Source organism: Pseudovibrio sp. POLY-S9 (assembly GCF_001431305.1).
GTDB lineage: Bacteria > Pseudomonadota > Alphaproteobacteria > Rhizobiales > Stappiaceae > Pseudovibrio.
On the sequence record NZ_LCWX01000086.1, the window covers coordinates 46,252 to 63,663 of the forward strand.

General features: G+C 50.3%; 12 protein-coding genes, 1 pseudogene and 1 riboswitch. Of the genes and pseudogenes, 1 reads left to right on the forward strand and 12 read right to left on the reverse strand.

The features are described from left to right. Nucleotides 1-5: 5 nt before the first annotated feature. The 3 genes from PPL9_RS06715 to PPL9_RS06730 all read right to left on the reverse strand — a co-directional run bounded on the left by PPL9_RS06715 (nt 6) and on the right by PPL9_RS06730 (nt 4,224). Nucleotides 6-716, reverse strand: a complete 711-nt coding sequence (locus PPL9_RS06715; RefSeq protein WP_057462053.1) for an ABC transporter permease — start codon at nt 714-716, stop codon at nt 6-8. A 174-nt stretch (nt 717-890) separates the two neighbouring features. Continuing rightward, nucleotides 891-998: riboswitch (TPP riboswitch) on the reverse strand. Nucleotides 999-1,127: 129 nt separating this feature from the next. Continuing rightward, complete coding sequence (locus PPL9_RS06725; RefSeq protein ID WP_057461969.1) at nt 1,128-2,894, reverse strand: hypothetical protein; 1,767 nt, start codon at nt 2,892-2,894, stop codon at nt 1,128-1,130. Nucleotides 2,895-2,931: 37 nt separating this feature from the next. Next, nucleotides 2,932-4,224: an adenylosuccinate synthase gene (locus PPL9_RS06730; protein WP_057461970.1), complete on the reverse strand. Its 1,293-nt coding sequence runs from the start codon at nt 4,222-4,224 to the stop codon at nt 2,932-2,934. A gap of 367 nt (nt 4,225-4,591) precedes the next feature. On the opposite strand from PPL9_RS06730, the gene PPL9_RS06735 reads away from it, so the two are divergent. Next, nucleotides 4,592-5,512, forward strand: coding sequence for a DMT family transporter (locus PPL9_RS06735; protein ID WP_082596611.1), 921 nt, complete (start codon nt 4,592-4,594; stop codon nt 5,510-5,512). Nucleotides 5,513-5,578: 66 nt separating this feature from the next. Here PPL9_RS06735 and PPL9_RS06740 read toward each other — a convergent pair. The 9 genes and pseudogenes from PPL9_RS06740 to PPL9_RS31150 all read right to left on the reverse strand — a co-directional run. Beyond that, a pseudogene (locus PPL9_RS06740) lies at nt 5,579-6,625 on the reverse strand (M20/M25/M40 family metallo-hydrolase). A 143-nt stretch (nt 6,626-6,768) separates the two neighbouring features. Continuing rightward, a complete protein-coding gene (serA, locus tag PPL9_RS06745; RefSeq protein WP_057461971.1) occupies nt 6,769-8,367 on the reverse strand; it encodes a phosphoglycerate dehydrogenase in 1,599 nt (532 codons plus the stop codon). A 129-nt stretch (nt 8,368-8,496) separates the two neighbouring features. Continuing rightward, nucleotides 8,497-9,669: a phosphoserine transaminase gene (locus PPL9_RS06750; RefSeq protein WP_057461972.1), complete on the reverse strand. Its 1,173-nt coding sequence runs from the start codon at nt 9,667-9,669 to the stop codon at nt 8,497-8,499. A gap of 282 nt (nt 9,670-9,951) precedes the next feature. After that, nucleotides 9,952-10,743: an outer membrane protein gene (locus tag PPL9_RS06755; RefSeq protein WP_057461973.1), complete on the reverse strand. Its 792-nt coding sequence runs from the start codon at nt 10,741-10,743 to the stop codon at nt 9,952-9,954. Nucleotides 10,744-11,011: 268 nt separating this feature from the next. Beyond that, nucleotides 11,012-12,361: a phosphoglucosamine mutase gene (gene glmM / locus PPL9_RS06760; RefSeq protein ID WP_057461974.1), complete on the reverse strand. Its 1,350-nt coding sequence runs from the start codon at nt 12,359-12,361 to the stop codon at nt 11,012-11,014. 252 nt (nt 12,362-12,613) lie between these two features. Next, the gene (gene ftsH, locus PPL9_RS06765) at nt 12,614-14,536 is read right to left on the reverse strand and encodes an ATP-dependent zinc metalloprotease FtsH (protein ID WP_057461975.1); all 1,923 of its coding nucleotides are present in this window, start codon (nt 14,534-14,536) and stop codon (nt 12,614-12,616) included. 270 nt (nt 14,537-14,806) lie between these two features. Further along, nucleotides 14,807-16,132 carry a tRNA lysidine(34) synthetase TilS gene (gene tilS, locus PPL9_RS06770; protein WP_057461976.1) on the reverse strand — a complete coding sequence of 442 codons (1,326 nt, stop codon included), beginning with the start codon at nt 16,130-16,132 and terminating at the stop codon, nt 14,807-14,809. Further along, a complete protein-coding gene (gene ybgF, locus PPL9_RS06775; RefSeq protein ID WP_057461977.1) occupies nt 16,116-17,003 on the reverse strand; it encodes a tol-pal system protein YbgF in 888 nt (295 codons plus the stop codon). The genes tilS and ybgF overlap by 17 nt, the downstream gene beginning before the upstream one ends. Before the next feature lie 218 nt (nt 17,004-17,221). Further along, nucleotides 17,222-17,412, reverse strand: a 191-nt coding sequence (locus PPL9_RS31150; protein WP_152986617.1) for an OmpA family protein, incomplete at its 5' end; no start/stop codon positions are given.

Below are 17,412 nucleotides of genomic sequence, written 5' to 3' on the forward strand. Positions count from 1 at the left end.
GAGACCTAGATCTCTTTCTGCCAATAGATCATCCGAGAAGTGGCGAACTCAACAACTGCCCTCAGGCTCAACACCATCACCGCAAGCAAAATCAACGCCGCAAACATCGTCGCTGTTTGCATGCGTGCATTGGACTGCAACATGATGAAAGCCAGCCCCCCTTTTGCACCAACCCACTCTCCAACCACCGCCCCAATAGGAGCGAACACCGCTGCAATGCGCATACCAGAAGCCAGAGATGGCAAGGCGGCTGGAATGCGAATGTAGCGAAGTATTTGCCAGCGGTTCAGACCGTGCAGCTTGCCAAGGTCGAGCAGTGATTGATCAGTCCTGCGCAAACCATCGAAGAAGGTCGAGGTCACAGAAAAGAAGATCACAATCACGGCCATCACAACCTTGGAGGCGAGCCCAAAGCCGAACCACAGCACCAGAAGCGGTGCAATTGCAAACACAGGAAGAGATTGGGTTGCTGCAATCGGAGGCAGCAGAAACAGGCGTATCCGAGGAGACACTGCCAGCAATACAGCCAGCGAAGCTCCAGCACTCACGCCAAAGAGAAAGCCGAGAACAGTCTCCCAAGCGGTAATGCCTGCATGATGCAGCAGGAAAACACCTTGATTGAGAAAAGCGGAAAAAACCGCCGCCGGACCTGGCAAGAGAAACGGAGGAAACTCTCCAATCTGAACCACACTTTCCCAAATGGCGATAAAAAGCAAAATCCCGAAAAGACTTCGGAGAATTCGTTTCAAAGCTCGCTTCAGCATGTAGACTCCCAACAATGGTATTGGGCATCACAAACAGGCGGAAGAACGGAGCTACATCAGCTCTCTGGGATGTTTTCAGCACAGGATCTCCCGTTACAGCAAAATGCAAACATGGAGATCCGGGAAGAATGGCTCAGGTCCCGTCCCTTCGCCGGCATTACCCGGATCAGGTTCAAAGGGTTTAGCTCATCGCAATCTCAGCTTTTCGAAAGAAAAGCACCCCTCGGAATAGCAAGGAACATGCGCGTTTCTGCTGAAGGATGCAAGCAGATTTTGCTCTGACGGACGACAGCATAATGAAAAAGGCCTCAGCTCTGAGAGAGCCAAGGCCTTTGAAATCTAATCTAAATATCTGAAACTAGATTACTTCCAGCTCTTGATTGCCTGTGCGATAACTTTGTTGCCGGTTGTACCTTTTTCAAAGGTCAACATTGCACGGCGACCACTGTTGTACAGCAGTGGAACATCAATCCACTCACGCTCAGCAAGACGCTTCAGGTTCTTCGCTTTTTCTTCATCACTGTCAGACAGCGCAATCCAGAAGAGAGTGTCAGAAACCTTCACGGCAGCACCATCAAGCGGGTCACCAGCTTCAGACTCTGTCTTCTTCAGGATCAGGCCAGGCACCTTCTCAACACCTTTGCCATCAAACCCTTCTGGGAAGATGAAGTTCAGCTCAAGCAGATGGCTGGCTGGCAAAGATTGATCGCTATTCGGCTTCAACGTCATCTCAACAGAGAAGTTACGAGATGGCAGCGTAGCAACAGCCTTGATGACAGAATCGCCGTTAGCTTCATCCAGTGACCAAACAACGTTCCCGCGTGATGCAGAACCTGCTGCGCCTGGCGTCAAAGCCTCTTCGTAAAGTATGCTCTGTTGTGCAACAGGAGAAACCGCAGCTTCCGTTCCAATGGTTTCAGCTGGCGGAACAGAATTGGTCTCAACTGCAGTACTTTGCTGTGCAGGCTCCGTCACCGGCAAAACCTGCTCAGAAGATGTGTCTTCTGCCGGTGCTGCTGGAGATTCAACCACACGCACGACTGGAGGCTCAGCTGTTGTCTCGGTTGGCGCAGCGCTGGATGAATTCCGGGTAATCCGGGTCGTCTGCACCCGCGTCGCATCCGGAGAAACCTTTGCCCCTTCATCAGATGGCAACAAGCGGTCAGTGTTCTTCTTTGGCGTGCGTTCCGGCTGAACCCGAAGCGGCTCATCTTCATTCGAAGGTGCGCTCTCTGGCGCAACAGTCTCACCGGTTTCAACTGGAAGAACCAAAGAGAGAATAACATCGCGCAGACTATAGACACCTGCGGTAACGCCCAAGATTATCAGTATGACCACAATTATACCGACAATACCCGATGTATTGGAAGGCTTCAGCCCTTCTTCCTGCTCAATCGCATCGCCAACACGCTGCGCTACGGCTGGCTTGCGGGAGGAAGCAGGTTTACGGCTTGTCTTTGGCTTAACCTTGGCAGGCTCATCGATCTCAGGACGCGACTTACCTTTTGTTTCCAGCTTGGTTCGGCGTGCCTCACCCGGCACCCAAGAGCGCTCTTCTGCGCTCGTCTCGACAGCACCTTTGGTTGGCAGAGACGCAGCAGGTTCACCCGTCTCTTTGTCATCCATGGAGCCAAGGTCAGGCTCTTTGCGCTCGCTGGAAGCTTCAGGCAGCTGATCACGCGCCATCTGATTGGCCTGATGAGCGGCGTTGCCGAGATCCTGCGCGGCACGAACCGCCTCTTTAAACACGTCTGCTTTAGCAGCAGGTGCTTTTGGCTCATCGCGCGCTGGAGTATCGGCCTTTGCACCTGCCTTAGGCATATCGCCAGCAGGCGGTGATGCAGCAGAGATTTCTGGAGCTGCAGGTTTTGGAGCACTTGGAGCTGGGGTGGTTTTAGACCGCCCCAACCCGAGAGACTCACGAGCAGCTTCCGCTTCGACCTTACGAATGGCCTCTTCAAGCTTCAGCTGCTCCTCAGTGATCTGGGAGGGAGACAGAGGTGGGTCGTAACTTTTAAGTTGCTTTACAATTGCATTCCGCGCGCGTTGATAAACTGCCCGCCGTGCAGAACCTGTGTTCTCTTGTAAACCAGCTACCGCTTTTTTTAGAACGGAATTGTAGTCCGCCATTTAACTGCCCATTGCCCCCAGAGCTTCATTTCAAGACTTAATCCTGGAATGGATTCTGAACCAGGATTGTGTCATCACGTTCAGGGCTTGTTGATAACAGAGCAACCGGAGCACCAATCAGCTCTTCAACATGCCGAACGTATTTCACAGCTTGTGCTGGCAATTCTGCCCAAGTCCGTGCGCCTTTGGTCGTTTCCTTCCAACCAGGCAGGGTCTCATAAATAGGAACAACCCGCGCCTGAGCACCTTGAGATGCCGGAAGGTAATCGATTCGCTCACCATCTAGCTCATAACCAACACAAATCTTAATTTCATCCAGTCCGTCCAAAACGTCAAGCTTTGTCAATGCAATCCCATTGATTCCGCTGGTGCAAACGGTTTGACGGACAATCACTGCATCAAACCAGCCACACCGACGACGACGACCAGTGTTCGTTCCAAACTCGTGCCCGCGGGTACCAAGGAACTCACCAACTTCATTCTGCTGTTCGGTTGGGAACGGACCTTCACCTACACGAGTGGTGTAAGCTTTGGTAATACCCAGAACGTAATCGATGGAGTTTGGACCCAGACCACTACCAGCAGCAGCCTGACCTGCAACTGTATTGGAGGAGGTTACAAACGGATAAGTGCCGTGGTCGTTGTCCAGCAGCGCGCCCTGCGCACCTTCAAACAACAAACGCTTACCTTCACGACGTGCTTTATCCAGCATGTACCAGGCTTTATCCATGTACGGCAGGATCTTATCAGCTACGTCTTCCAGCTCTTTGTAGATGGTCTCAGCAGAGATCTCATCGCGACCCAGACCGCGCAGAATAGCGTTGTGGTGGGTCAGCAGACGATCAATTTTGGCTGGCAGCGTGCTCATGTTTGCCAGGTCCATCACACGAATTGCACGACGACCGACTTTATCTTCATAAGCAGGGCCGATACCGCGTTTGGTGGTACCGATTTTGGTGCCTGCCGGGCTTGCATCTTCACGCAAAGCATCAAGCTCGCGGTGCAGGCTCAAAATAAGAGTAGCATTGTCAGCAACACGCAGGATTTCCGGGGAGATCTTAACGCCCTGCTCTTCAAGACGTGCAATCTCAGCCACCAGTGCATGAGGGTCAATCACAACGCCATTGCCAATGACAGAGAGTTTCCCACGAACAACACCAGATGGCAGCAGTGCCAGCTTGTAGCTCGTTCCGTCAATTACAAGCGTATGACCTGCATTGTGTCCGCCTTGGAAGCGTACAACGATGTCGGCTTGCTCTGAGAGCCAATCGACAAGTTTACCCTTACCTTCGTCACCCCATTGTGACCCAACTACGACAACGTTGGCCATGATTCTTCAGCCCTCCTGCGGCTGCCAGCGTATTCCTAAAATACGCCGTCATACGATTTGCTATTTCTGTATAAAGTGGCTTGCCAGCTCAGAATGCAAATCGTGAGAGACAACATAAGAAACCCCGGCGTAAGAGCCGGGGCGCAGTTACAGCGCCTTATAATCTGTCAATCTCTTAAATACGAGCCCTTTTCCTTCAAAATTAGGCCAAGACTGTAATTTTTGCGATCAGAGTGAACCTCTGTTGATTGTTTTACTCGCAAATCGGGTGGTACAGGCACAACAGCAAGTGATATTGCTAGCGTAAGTTCCAATTTCTCATTTTTTGCAATTCCTGCAAGAAATTTCACTAAGTTGAATACGCTTTATGAACGCACAAAAACTTGACTGGCTGGGCTGGTCTATTCTTCTATTGCTGGGCACCCTGTGGGGCAGCTCATTCTTTTTTGCCAAAGTCGCACTAACAGAAATTGGCCCCATCACTCTGGTCTTCCTCCGAGTAGGAATTGCAGCGGTGGGCATGTGGGGCTTCCTGTTCATCACAAAACAAACCATCCCGCTTTCTGCAAAATGGATTGGCAGCTTCCTCCTCCTCGGGTTCATAAATAATGTCGTCCCCTTCTCGCTCATTTTCTGGGGTCAGCAATACATCGCAGCCGGACTGGCATCCGTTCTCAATGCCTTCACCCCAATCTTCACAATGCTTGTCATGCAGGTGTTGAGTAACGAAGAAAAGTTGACCGCGACCAAGCTCGTTGCCGCCATGATTGGAATTATCGGAGTGGCAATCATGGTTGGCAGTGATACCCTGAGTGGAGCCAGCGGTCAGATCCTGCCACAGCTCGCAGTTTTAGGGGCAGCTTTATGTTATGCCTTCGGTGCTGTTATCATTATGCGCCTGCGTAAACTGCCACCTGCTGCACTGGCAACGGGCCAGCTCACAGCCTCCACAATCCTGCTGATACCCGCAGTCCTCTATTCGGCACCAGCCGAGCAACTGATGCAGGCCTCAGCGATGACCTGGGCAAGTGTCCTCATCCTCGCGCTGGCATGCACTGGGTTCGCCTTCATTTTGTACATTCAGCTGTTCAAACTCGCCGGAGCCACGAACGCGGCCTCCGTAACACTGGTTATCCCGGTCAGCGCGATTCTGCTGGGTGCGATCTTCCTCAATGAACGGCTGGAAACCAATCACTGGATCGGTATGGCCGCTATCTTCACCGCCTTGCTGCTCATTGATGGCCGGCTCACCCGCAGATTGACAGGAAAAGCACAGGCACCCGCCTAACAAAAAGCCTCCAGCCCTATCGTAGGTAGGATCTGGAGGCTTCTTATTAAGCAACAGTCTGCGGTGTCAGCAGCGCTTCAGATAAGCAGCCAGAATATCGCGTGCAGCAAGAAGATCACTCTTATCAATCATCTCGGTAACTGTGTGCACATAACGAGTGCCAACCATGATACCGACTGCTTTCGCACCAGCAGCCGCCTGCTGAGCAGCAGCCCCATCCTGTCCGCCACCCTTCAACATGGTGCGCTGGTACGGAATCTCTTCCTCAATAGCCAGATTTTCGATTTCTTTTACAAGCTCCAGATCGGCAATGAACCAGCCATCCTTCACGTGAAGCCCAAAACCTTTACCTTGCTCAGTCGTTTGATCTTGCTCTGGCACCCCAGGCGTATCGCAAGCAAGCGTGATATCAACACCGAGGCCGATATCTGGTTTAATGGCATAGGCCGCAGTCTTCGCTCCGCGTAGCCCAACCTCTTCCTGGCAGGTAAACGCGACATAGATTTCGCAGGTATGATCCGCATCCCCCAGCGCACGCATAGCTTCAATACCAAGCCAGCATGCGACCCGGTTATCCATCGCTTTGGAGACAACCTTTTCGCCCATCTCAATCAGCGGCTCATCAAGAGTGACCATGTCACCTACTTTGACCACCTCCTTGGTCTTCTTACCAAGGCCAAGATCGATGATGAACTCAGTGACTTCAGGGATCTTTTTGCGCTCTTCAGGCGGAGCAATGTGAACTGGCCGTCCAGCCGGATTCATCACGGCCTTCAGATCACCCTCATCTGTGGAGACCAACACACGACGGGAGAAGAGATTGCGTGCATCAAAACCACCAACCGGCTGTACATAGACAAAGCCTTTCTCAGTAATATGCGAAACAAGGAAGCCAATCTCATCCATATGGCAGAGCAGCATAACCTTTTTTGGTTTCTCACCATTTTCAGGCGCTTTGCGTGCATCACGGCGGCAGATAAGAGACCCCATGGCATCCGTTTGAACATCATCAAACAGGCCTTCAATCTATTTCAGAATAATCTCGCGTACTCGATGCTCATGCCCAGGAACGCCGGGGGTTTCACAGAGACGGCGCAGCAGATCAATATTCATAATAGCTTTCTACTTCGAAATGGAACCAGCCTGCATCATGGCGCCAAGTTCAAAGATAAGCAATTTCCACTAGTCACATGACCACCGGAAAAAGAAAAGGCGGCCCGAAGACCGCCTTTTCCTAATCTATTCCCCAAAATAGCTTAGCCCTGTTGAGGGAAATGCAGAAGCTTTGCCTGGTTCACCTGCGCAATCGCAGCGATTTCATCCACGGTCGTCTCAGCAATTTCACCATCAATCTCAACAAGACAAATCGCTTCTTCACCTTCAACCTTACGGCCAAGGTTAAATGTCGCGATATTGATCTTCGCATCACCAAGAATGGAACCCAGCTGACCAATAAAGCCTGGCTTATCCTGGTTGGTCACATAGAGCATGTTCTCGCCAAGCTCTGCTTCCATGTTGATGCCTTTGATCTGAATGATACGCGGCTTCTGATCACCAAACACTGTACCAGCAACAGAACGTTCCTGACGCTCGGTGATAACTGTCAGCCGAATATAATTTTCATAAGCACCATGCTGTTCGCGGCGAACATCTTCAATCACAATGCCGCGCTCTTTAGCAACTTCAGGAGCAGAAACCATATTCACAGTTTGCAGCAGAGGACGCAGAACACCTGTAAGTGCAGCAGCAGTCAAAGCCTTGACGTTCATTTCTGCAACATCGCCTTCGTATTCAATACGAACCGCTTTGATGCCTGTCTCTGTCGCCTGACCAGCAAAGGAACCAAGCTGCTCCGCCAGTTTCACAAATGGAGCAAGCCGTGGCGCTTCTTCTGCAGTAATAGACGGCATATTCAGAGCATTAGAAACAGCGCCATTGACCAGATAGTCAGACATCTGCTCAGCTACCTGCAGCGCAACGTTTTCCTGAGCTTCAGAAGTGGAGGCACCAAGGTGAGGCGTACATACGAGGTTTGGAGCACCAAACAAAACGTTCTCTTTAGCTGGCTCTACAGTAAACACGTCAACCGCAGCACCCGCAACCTTACTACTGTCCAGCGCAGCACGCAGAGCATCTTCATCAACGAGACCACCACGGGCACAGTTGATGAGGTAGACACCATCTTTCATGGTCTCGATTGCATCCGCATCAATAATGTTACGGGTACGATCAGTCAGCGGGGTATGCAGTGTAATAAAGTCGGCGCGCTTGAAGAGGTCTTCCAGCTCAACCTTTTCAACACCAAGGTCGATAGCACGTTCATGAGACAGGAACGGATCGAACGCAATCACCTTCATTTTCAAGCCGATAGCACGGTCTGCAACGATAGAACCAATGTTACCGCAGCCAACCAGACCCAGTGTTTTTGAGGTGACTTCGTTACCCATAAAGCGGGATTTTTCCCACTTGCCAGCCTGCGTGGAAACATCAGCAGCCGGAATTTGACGGGTCACTGCAAACATCATCGCAATCGCATGTTCAGCAGTCGTGATGGCATTACCAAACGGCGTGTTCATCACAACGATACCCTTGGCAGTCGCTGCCGGAATATCAACGTTATCGACACCAATACCAGCGCGACCAATAACCTTCAGGTTAGTCGCCGCTTTGATGATTTTCTCTGTTGCTTTGGTTGCGGAACGGATCGCCAAACCATCATATTTACCAATGATTTCAGCGAGTTTTTCTTTATCCTTGCCAACGTCTGGCAGGAAGTCGACATCGCAACCGCGTTCTTTAAAAATCTGAACTGCTTTATCAGAGAGCTTGTCGGAAATAAGAACTTTAGGAGCCATCGGGCTAACCTTTCAAGTCAACGAAGGTACCCTCCCATTCATGTGTTGCGGGAGCCAGATACACTTCTTGCGTCAGGTTAACCGGTCACACAGGGCGACCGGAACTTTTTCGTTCAAAAAAAAGGAATTTTAAGCAGAAACCAGCTTTGCTTTTTCTGCAGCAAAAGCATAATCCAACCAGGGAATAAGCGCTTCTACATTGGCAGTTTCAACTGTCGCACCACACCAGATCCGAAGACCAGACGGCGCATCGCGGTATGCTCCAATATCGAATGCCACTTCTTCTTTGTCGAGCAGGTTCACGATCGCTTTGGCAAATGCAGCTTGCGCTTTGTCATCAAGCTTCGTGATTTCCGGATCAACAATCTTCAGACAAACAGAAGTATTGGAACGGGTTGCCGGGTCTACTGCCAGGAAGTCAACCCAATCAGTTTTCTCAGCCCAAGTGGTGATTGCAGCGGTATTTGCATCAGCACGAGCGATCAGTGCTTTCAGACCACCCAGTTCTTTGGCCCAACCCAAAGCATCCAGATAATCTTCAACGCAAAGCATACTCGGCGTGTTGATGGTAGCGCCCTCAAATACACCATCGATCAGCTTGCCACCTTTAGTAAGGCGGAAGATCTTTGGCATCGGCCATGCAGGCGTATAGCTCTCAAGGCGCTCAACAGCACGAGGCGACAGGATCAGAATGCCGTGAGCAGCTTCACCACCCAGCACTTTCTGCCAGGAGTAAGTTACAACATCCAGCTTATCGAATTCCAGCTCCTGCGCAAAAGCAGCAGAAGTCGCATCGCAGATGGTCAGGCCTTTACGGTCTGCCGGAATAAAATCACCATTCGGCACTCGCACACCAGAGGTGGTACCGTTCCAGGTGAAGACCACATCGTGGTCGAAATTTATAGAGTTGAGGTCTGGCAACTCGCCATAGCCAGCTTCAATCTTGCGTGCATCCGCAAGCTTGAGCTGCTTCATGACATCGCTAACCCAACCGGACCCAAAGCTTTCCCAGGCAACCATATCAACTGGGCGCGCACCAAGCAGCGACCAAAGTGCCATTTCTACGGCACCTGTATCAGAAGCAGGAACAATTCCGATTTTATAATCAGCAGGCACTTCGAGGACTTCACGCGTCAACTCGATAGCTTCTTTCAGCTTCGCCTTACCAATCTTTGCACGGTGAGATCTGCCAAGAGGCGCATCTGCAAGGATTGCAGGTGTCCAGCCCGGACGCTTGGCACATGGACCCGAAGAAAAGTTCGGGTTTACCGGTTTTGTGGCCGGCATTGTCGTATTCGTCATAATGACTACCCTTTCAGATAGGTGCCCCTCGTTGGGGAGGGGTGTCCCACCGACGGGTCTATGCGAAACGACTTATCTCGTCAACAAATGTTTTTTTGTAGAGCAATATTCAATCAATTAAACGCTGCGTACGATTAGATATATTTTGCATATCCACCCAGTGGATAACCAATCTTTCAATTCCGCATATCCTCTAGTTTTGCTCAAAAAAAGAGCCTGTCGCAGGACAGGCTCTTGAAAGTTTTGCTCAGAAGTTAAACTGGAGACGCACCAGTCTGTGACCTAATATTTTGTGACGATCGGCTGGTCATAACCACCATTGGAAGACCCACCAAATTCATAACGCAATCCAACACGCACTTCATGCGCAGCAAGATTGTCATACTTGATACCGGAGGTCTTACCATTGCTGGAGAACGACTTTGTCTTCACCGCACCAATGTTCAGATAGCGGTAACCTGCATCAATTTTCCAGTTATCATCGATCTCATAGGACGTACCTGCCATAAGAGCCCATGAGAAATTCCACCAATGTCCTTTTGGATATTTGACTCTGGTACCATCTGGATTGATCGCACGGACATTCTTTGCGTTCACGTAAGATGCGCCAACACCGGCTCCAACATATGGAGTGAAGCCATTGTAATACCCTAGGTCAGCATAGACATTCCAAAGAACAGTCCAGACATCGAGTGTCGCAAACTCATCTGAGGTGCCGGAGGTACTACAAGTACCAATACACTCAGCTTTTGCTGTAAAGTCAGCATCCCATTCATAGTCCAGTGTCACATCTGTGCGAATGAAATCATTCACACGATAACCAACACCAACACCAACAATTCCCGTTGGCTCTAATTCTTCATCATTGAATTTGATATGGGAGAATTTCGCTTTTGGATTCTGATAGACTTTGTAGCCGATATCACCACGTAGATACCACCCACCACCGATTTCCACTTGTGGGAGCTCTGGCTCTTCTACGAATACAGGTGCTGGGAGGTCGGCTGCATAAGCAAAACCAGACGAAACCAGCGCAGCTGCGCTCAATGTCAGCACCTTACTAAAATACTTCATGCTTATGTCCCCTCAAACGGCACCTGTCACGCGAGATGATTGCCCTTGATCAAAACCTAAGCACTTTCTACAGAGAAAGAATTACCTATAAATTAACCAGTATTCTTAACCCTAATATTTATTATTAACAAACAACTAACAGACACAAGCCAAGCAAATGCTAGAAAGTTAATTTACATTTACTTATGCACCCCTCAGATTTCAAATCAAAGAAAGCGGACATCCCAAGATACCCGCTCTCAAAACTCGATAAATTAAATAGTTTCAGCTAGCTAGCTGCAGCCTTTTTAACTGCGTCAACAATGCTATCAACCACCTTGTTCAGAAGATTTGCATCATCAGCCTCACCCATCACACGAATGAGCGGCTCGGTACCAGAAGCGCGAATAACAAGGCGACCCTGTTTACCAAGCTTCTCTTCTCCAACCTTAATAACCGCTTTTACAGCCTTATCATCGAGAGGTTTACCACTCGCATAGCGCACATTCTTAAGGACCTGAGGCACTGGCACGAATCGGTTACAAACCTCTGAGACCGGCTTCTTCGTCTTCTTCACGCAAGCAAGAATCTGTAATGCAGCGACGAGGCCATCACCAGTCGTACCAAAGTCAGACATCACAATATGGCCGGACTGCTCTCCGCCAACATTGAAGCCACCTTCACGCATCCGCTCAACAACATAGCGGTCACCAACTTTGGTACGTTCAAGAGAAAGGCCAAGCCCTTTCAGGAAACGCTCCAAACCTAGATTCGACATCACGGTCGCAACGATGCCTGGCGCCGAGAGACGGCCATCTGCTTTCCAGGATTCAGCAATCACGGCCATCAGCTGATCTCCATCAACCACCTTGCTGTTTTCATCCACGATGATCACACGGTCTGCATCACCGTCCAGCGCGATCCCGATGTCCGCCCGAACTTCATGAACCTTCTTTGCAAGTGCATCTGGAGCAGTGGAACCGCAGTCCTTATTGATATTGAAGCCATCCGGATCAACACCCAATGGGAACACTTCTGCACCCAACTCCCAAAGGATCTCTGGAGCAACCTTGTAGGCAGCACCGTTTGCACAATCGATCACGATACGCATGCCATTCAAGTTCAGATCACGCGGCAAGGTGCGCTTTGCAAACTCAATGTAGCGATCCTTCATGCTATAAATATGCGTGGCGCGTCCCAAAGTGTCCGGTGCTGGCAAGCTTTGGTTCATATCACTGTCCATGAGACGCTCAATCTGAAGTTCGACCTCATCAGACAACTTGAACCCGTCAGGACCAAAGAACTTGATCCCATTGTCTTCGAATGGATTATGGCTGGCAGAAATCATCACACCAATGTCAGCACGCAACGAACGCGTCAACATTGCAACCGCTGGCGTTGGCATCGGGCCAAGCACAAAAACATCCATACCCATCGCAGTAAAGCCAGCGACGAGAGCGTTTTCAAACATGTAACCAGAAAGGCGCGTATCTTTACCGATAACCACGCGATGCCGATATTTACCACGGCGGAACACCACACCAGCAGCCATTCCAACCTTCAGCGCAACTTCCGCGGTCATTGGCCACTTGTTTGCAGTACCGCGCATTCCATCGGTGCCAAAGTATTTTCGCGACATTTAATGTTTCCCTGAATTCTCAAATGTGGAGCGCAGCGCTCACAATAAATCTAATCGAAGTGGTGATACATGTTTGCCCTTGCCTAGTCCTGTCAAATGATGTGTCCAATTATTACGATCACCAGCAATTTGATGCAGCAGCAAAGCTCAAGCTTCCTCAATACAAAGCCAAACAATTGAGCCTCAATAGCAAATGCCCGACTGAACAGCCGGGCATTTTATTCCTTAAAGCGCCATCAAGAAGACTGGCTGTTAGCTCTGCGGCTGTGGGTTAAGCCCATCAGAAGCTTCACCGCCATGCTTTTTTCCGCCGGCAGTAGGCACGCCAGTAGAGCGCGGAGTAGATGGACTATCATCACCGGTATCACGCACAGGCTGCTCACCATCAAGCATCTTGCGAATTTCATCACCGGAGAGAGTTTCATACTCCAACAAGCCTTGAGCGATCAGATGCAGCTGATCTTCATGCTCTTTCAGAACCTTATTCGCAGTCTCGTAGCCCTGATTGACGAAGCTTTTTATTTCCGCATCAACCATTTTCTGGGTTTCATCAGAAACATTCTGGCTCTTCGCAACAGAGTGACCAAGGAAGACCTCTTCCTGGTTTTCTCCGTAAAGCAATGGGCCAAGCTTATCGGACATGCCAAACTGCGTCGCCATAGCTTTTGCAAGCTTGGTTGCCATCTGGATATCGCCGGAAGCACCGGAAGTAACCTTCTCATAACCGAAGATCATTTCTTCAGCCACACGGCCACCCATAGCAACAGCAAGGTCAGCTTTACACTTCGCACGGGTCAGAGAAACCTGATCTTTCTCAGGCAACCGCATCACCATACCCAGCGCACGACCACGAGGAATAATAGTTGCTTTGTGAACCGGATCAGACGCTGGCATGTGCATCGCAACCAGCGCATGACCAGCTTCGTGATAAGCAGTCAGTTTCTTCTCTTCTTCAGTCATGACAAGCGTACGGCGTTCCGCACCCATCATCACCTTGTCTTTAGCATCTTCAAACTCAGCCATGGTGACCAGACGTTTGGAGCGGCGCGCGGCTAGAAGCGCAGCCTCGTTCACAAGGTTCATCAAGTCAGCACCAGAAAAACCAGGCGTTCCGCGAGCAAGTGTATGCACGTTTACATCTGGAGCCAATGGCACTTTACGCATGTGAACTTTGAGGATCTTTTCGCGGCCAGTGACATCTGGATTTGGCACAACAATCTGACGGTCAAAACGACCTGGACGCAGAAGCGCAGGATCAAGCACGTCAGGACGGTTAGTCGCTGCGATGATGATCACACCTTCATTAGCTTCAAAACCATCCATCTCAACAAGGAGCTGGTTGAGGGTCTGCTCGCGTTCGTCGTTACCACCGCCAAGGCCCGCACCACGGTGACGGCCAACAGCATCGATCTCATCGATGAAGATAATGCATGGAGAGTTCTTCTTCGCCTGCTCGAACATGTCACGAACACGAGAAGCACCAACACCAACAAACATTTCAACGAAGTCAGAACCGGAAATGGTGAAGAATGGGACGTTCGCCTCGCCTGCAACTGCACGGGCTGTCAAGGTCTTACCAGTTCCTGGAGGACCAACAAGCAAACAACCGCGTGGGATACGACCACCAAGACGCTGGAATTTCTGCGGGTCACGCAGGAACTCAACAATTTCCTGAAGGTCTTCCTTGGCTTCATCAATGCCCGCAACATCTTCAAACGTCACACGGCCAGAAGCTTCAGTCAGCAGTTTCGCTTTGGATTTGCCAAAGCCCATAGCTTTGCCACCACCACCTTGCATCTGACGCATCACAAAGATCCAGATACCTAGGATCAGCAGCATCGGTAGCCATGAAATCAAAGCTCCAAAGAGAGAGAAACTCTCGGAAGGTGGCTTCGCGTTAATCAAAACGCCTTTGGTTTGCAGCACATCAACATATTTGGCATCACTAGGCGCATAGGTCTGGAATGTACCGCCATTGCTGTATTTGCCGGTAATCTGTTGTTGTTGAATCGTGACCTCACGGATATCGCCTTGCTCAGCTTGATTGATAAACTGAGAATAAGCAATTTCATTAGTGTTACTTCGTGAGGTCGGGTTCTGAAAGAGCTGGAACAGCGCTATCAGCAACAGACCAATAATCACCCAGAGGGCAAAATTCCGGAAATTGGTGTTCATTTCGATCCCTTTACCGCAAGGTGGCGGCGATCCTCGCACGTGTCTCTGTCAAGATCATAGCGAGCCCTAATGGGCTTTCTACGTTTTCCTGAGAATGACACAGATTCTTTCTCAGTTTTCTTAAGGCCAACGGAATTTTGCCGGTTACCCCTGAAAATTCAGGATTGATGCTCCGTTAATTCCGACTTTACCAGCCCAGACGTTCAAGTTGCATTCCTCTAAAGCATAAATGCATAGATTTAACAGAACGCCAGCAAAACTAAGATTTACTCAAAATGTTCTGCTCACTGGAACCATCGAAATCCCGTAGGTCCTCGATCTTACATCAGCATCAGCTGTTGTTCGACCAATCTTCTTCCAAGGCATGTAGGATACCCCACCCGCAAAAACAATAAGCGGAGCTGTCAGAAATGCTGTTTTCAGCCAGTTAGCAGGAATTTCTAGCTCAAAATCTCCACAAAGCTCTTTTTGAACATAAGTGATTTTGAAGCTTTCTGCAGAATGCGCCGCTTTATAACGCCAGCGATCATCCCATATTCCTTCATCTCCCGGCTTAACTTCAATCTCCGGCAAGCCAGCCCTGCCGGCCTCTCGAAAGCAAAACCAGGTAGATTCGTCATGCGGTTTCGCCAGCGCAAACCTGACCCCGCCTAGAGTGGCCGCCCTGCTCCCATCTTCTGTTTTCAGAGTTTCATAAAGCCCCTCAAGCTTGGCAAGGCGCGGCATATAAGGCGCGCCAGAAATGTAGCGGACGAGCCGTCCAACCAGCCTCAAGCCAATCTCATCGGGAATGTACTCCAGACACGAACTGTCAAAACGGACGGGTCCGGCACTATGAAACGTACAGGATTTCTCAGCTACTTCATCCACCCAAACATCAATCGCATCAGCAGCACGGGCCATGCGTCGCGCCGTGTCGGAAAGCTTCGCCGCAGTCAACCCAAGTTCGTCGAGCTCTTGCTGCGCTTGTCGAAATTTTACACGCGTAAACTGCTCATCTTCATTAGAGGGATCTTCAAACCATGGCACCTGGGCAGAATGCAAAAGCGACTTGAGCCGAACCTTGCTGATTTCGAGTAATGGACGGCAAATCTGAAATCCATCCAACTCGCGGTCCTTACGAATACACGCAAGACCATAAACCCCACTGCCCCGCGCCAGACGTGTCAAAAACGTTTCTGCCTGATCTTCCAGATGATGACCTAGAAAGAGCCCCTCACATCCGTGGTCTTCAGCAGCCTGTCGCAAAAGAGCATGGCGCGCATCTCGGGCTTCCGATTGGATGTTTGAAGACGGTTTCTCACCAATCCAATGTAAGATCTCATGTGGCACGTCAATGCGCCGGCAATACTGCGCAACGCCTGCAGCTTCGCTGGCAGCCTCAGCACGCAAACCATGATCGACTGTGAAAGCATAAAGTTCAGGAGCAGAAAACCCCAGTTCCTGCGTCCACTGCTTCAACAGGTAAAGCAGAGCCATAGAATCAGCACCGCCGGACACACCAACGGCGATCCGGCGGAAAGACTTATACTCTCCGAAAAGCTCATTCAGCTCGTCGGAAGAAAAGAGAGCAACTTGATTAGAGGCAGTTGTCACGTTTTTGTTGAACCTTGGCCTGCTCCAGCACAGCAGGGGCTGCAAACTGGAAATTGGCGAGAAGCTGCTTATAAGTCTCACAAGCAGCGGGCGCATTCCCCATACCTGTAAGGGCAGTCCCCAATTTCAGCAAGCTTTCAGGAGCCAGTTCACTCTCAGGAAAATCAGTATAGCTTTTTAGAAAAGCTTGTGCAGCGTTCTCATACTGACGCTGAGCCAGCAGGCTTTCGCCAAGCCAATGCTGCGCATTCGCAGTCAGCTCATGATCAGGATACATGCCAAGAAAAGTATCAAAACCCTCGGTCGCGGCAGGGTAGTTACCGCCTACCATCAGACCATAAACAGCATTGTAGTCCGACTGCGGATCACCGCTCAGCAGTTCATTCACGCTGCCAGAGAACTGAAGAGAACCAGAACTTGGTGCAGGTGTGGAACCGGTAGGCGCAGCGTTGTTGCCGCGTGCAATCTGAGAAAGATCCAACGGACCGCTATTCGTTCCCTGTGCAGGCGTATTCAGCGTAGAAAGTTGCTGAGACCTATTTGTCGGAGCCGTCGTGCTCGGCTGCTGAACAACAGGAGGCTGGACAACGCGAGGTGTCTGACCCGGATTTTCCAACTGCTGCAGGCGGTACTCAACGTCCTCCTGAGAGCGCCGCAGCGCATCTTCAGTCAGGCGTAGTTTGTGATTGAGCTCTTCAACCTTGCCTGTCAGCAAGCGAACCTGCTCTTCAAGTTGACCAAGGCGAGCAGTGTTCTGTGCGGTTTCATCATTTTTAGATGAACCAAAAAGCTGCGCAGATGCTGGTAAACTTGTAGAGGTTACAAGCGCAAGAACAACAAAGCTAGTTGCAATACGTCGGTAAAGAGCCATCAATTATCTCCTGAGACACCCTACAGGGGCCGGGTCGGAATTTCTCATCTCTTGGCAAGAGGAAAAGACGAAAATAGGGCACACATTCAGTGTTTCTCTCCTATTTGCGGCTTCTCCCCGACCAATTTCCGTTCTCCTACAAGTTTGCAGGAGTTTCAACAAAAAAGGCTCCCCCAATTTAGAGAAGCCTTTTCCATATTTCAGCGAGTCAAACTCAATTACTGACCGTTCAGAACTGTCACAGCACGACGGTTCTGGCTCCAGCAGGAAGCCGCATTACAAACCGCAACCGGACGTTCTTTACCGTAGGAAAGAGTCTTGATGCGGGTTGGGCTAATGCCTTTTGCAACAAGGTATTCCCGAACTGCAGCTGCACGTCGCGCACCCAGTGCAATGTTGTACTGGCGGG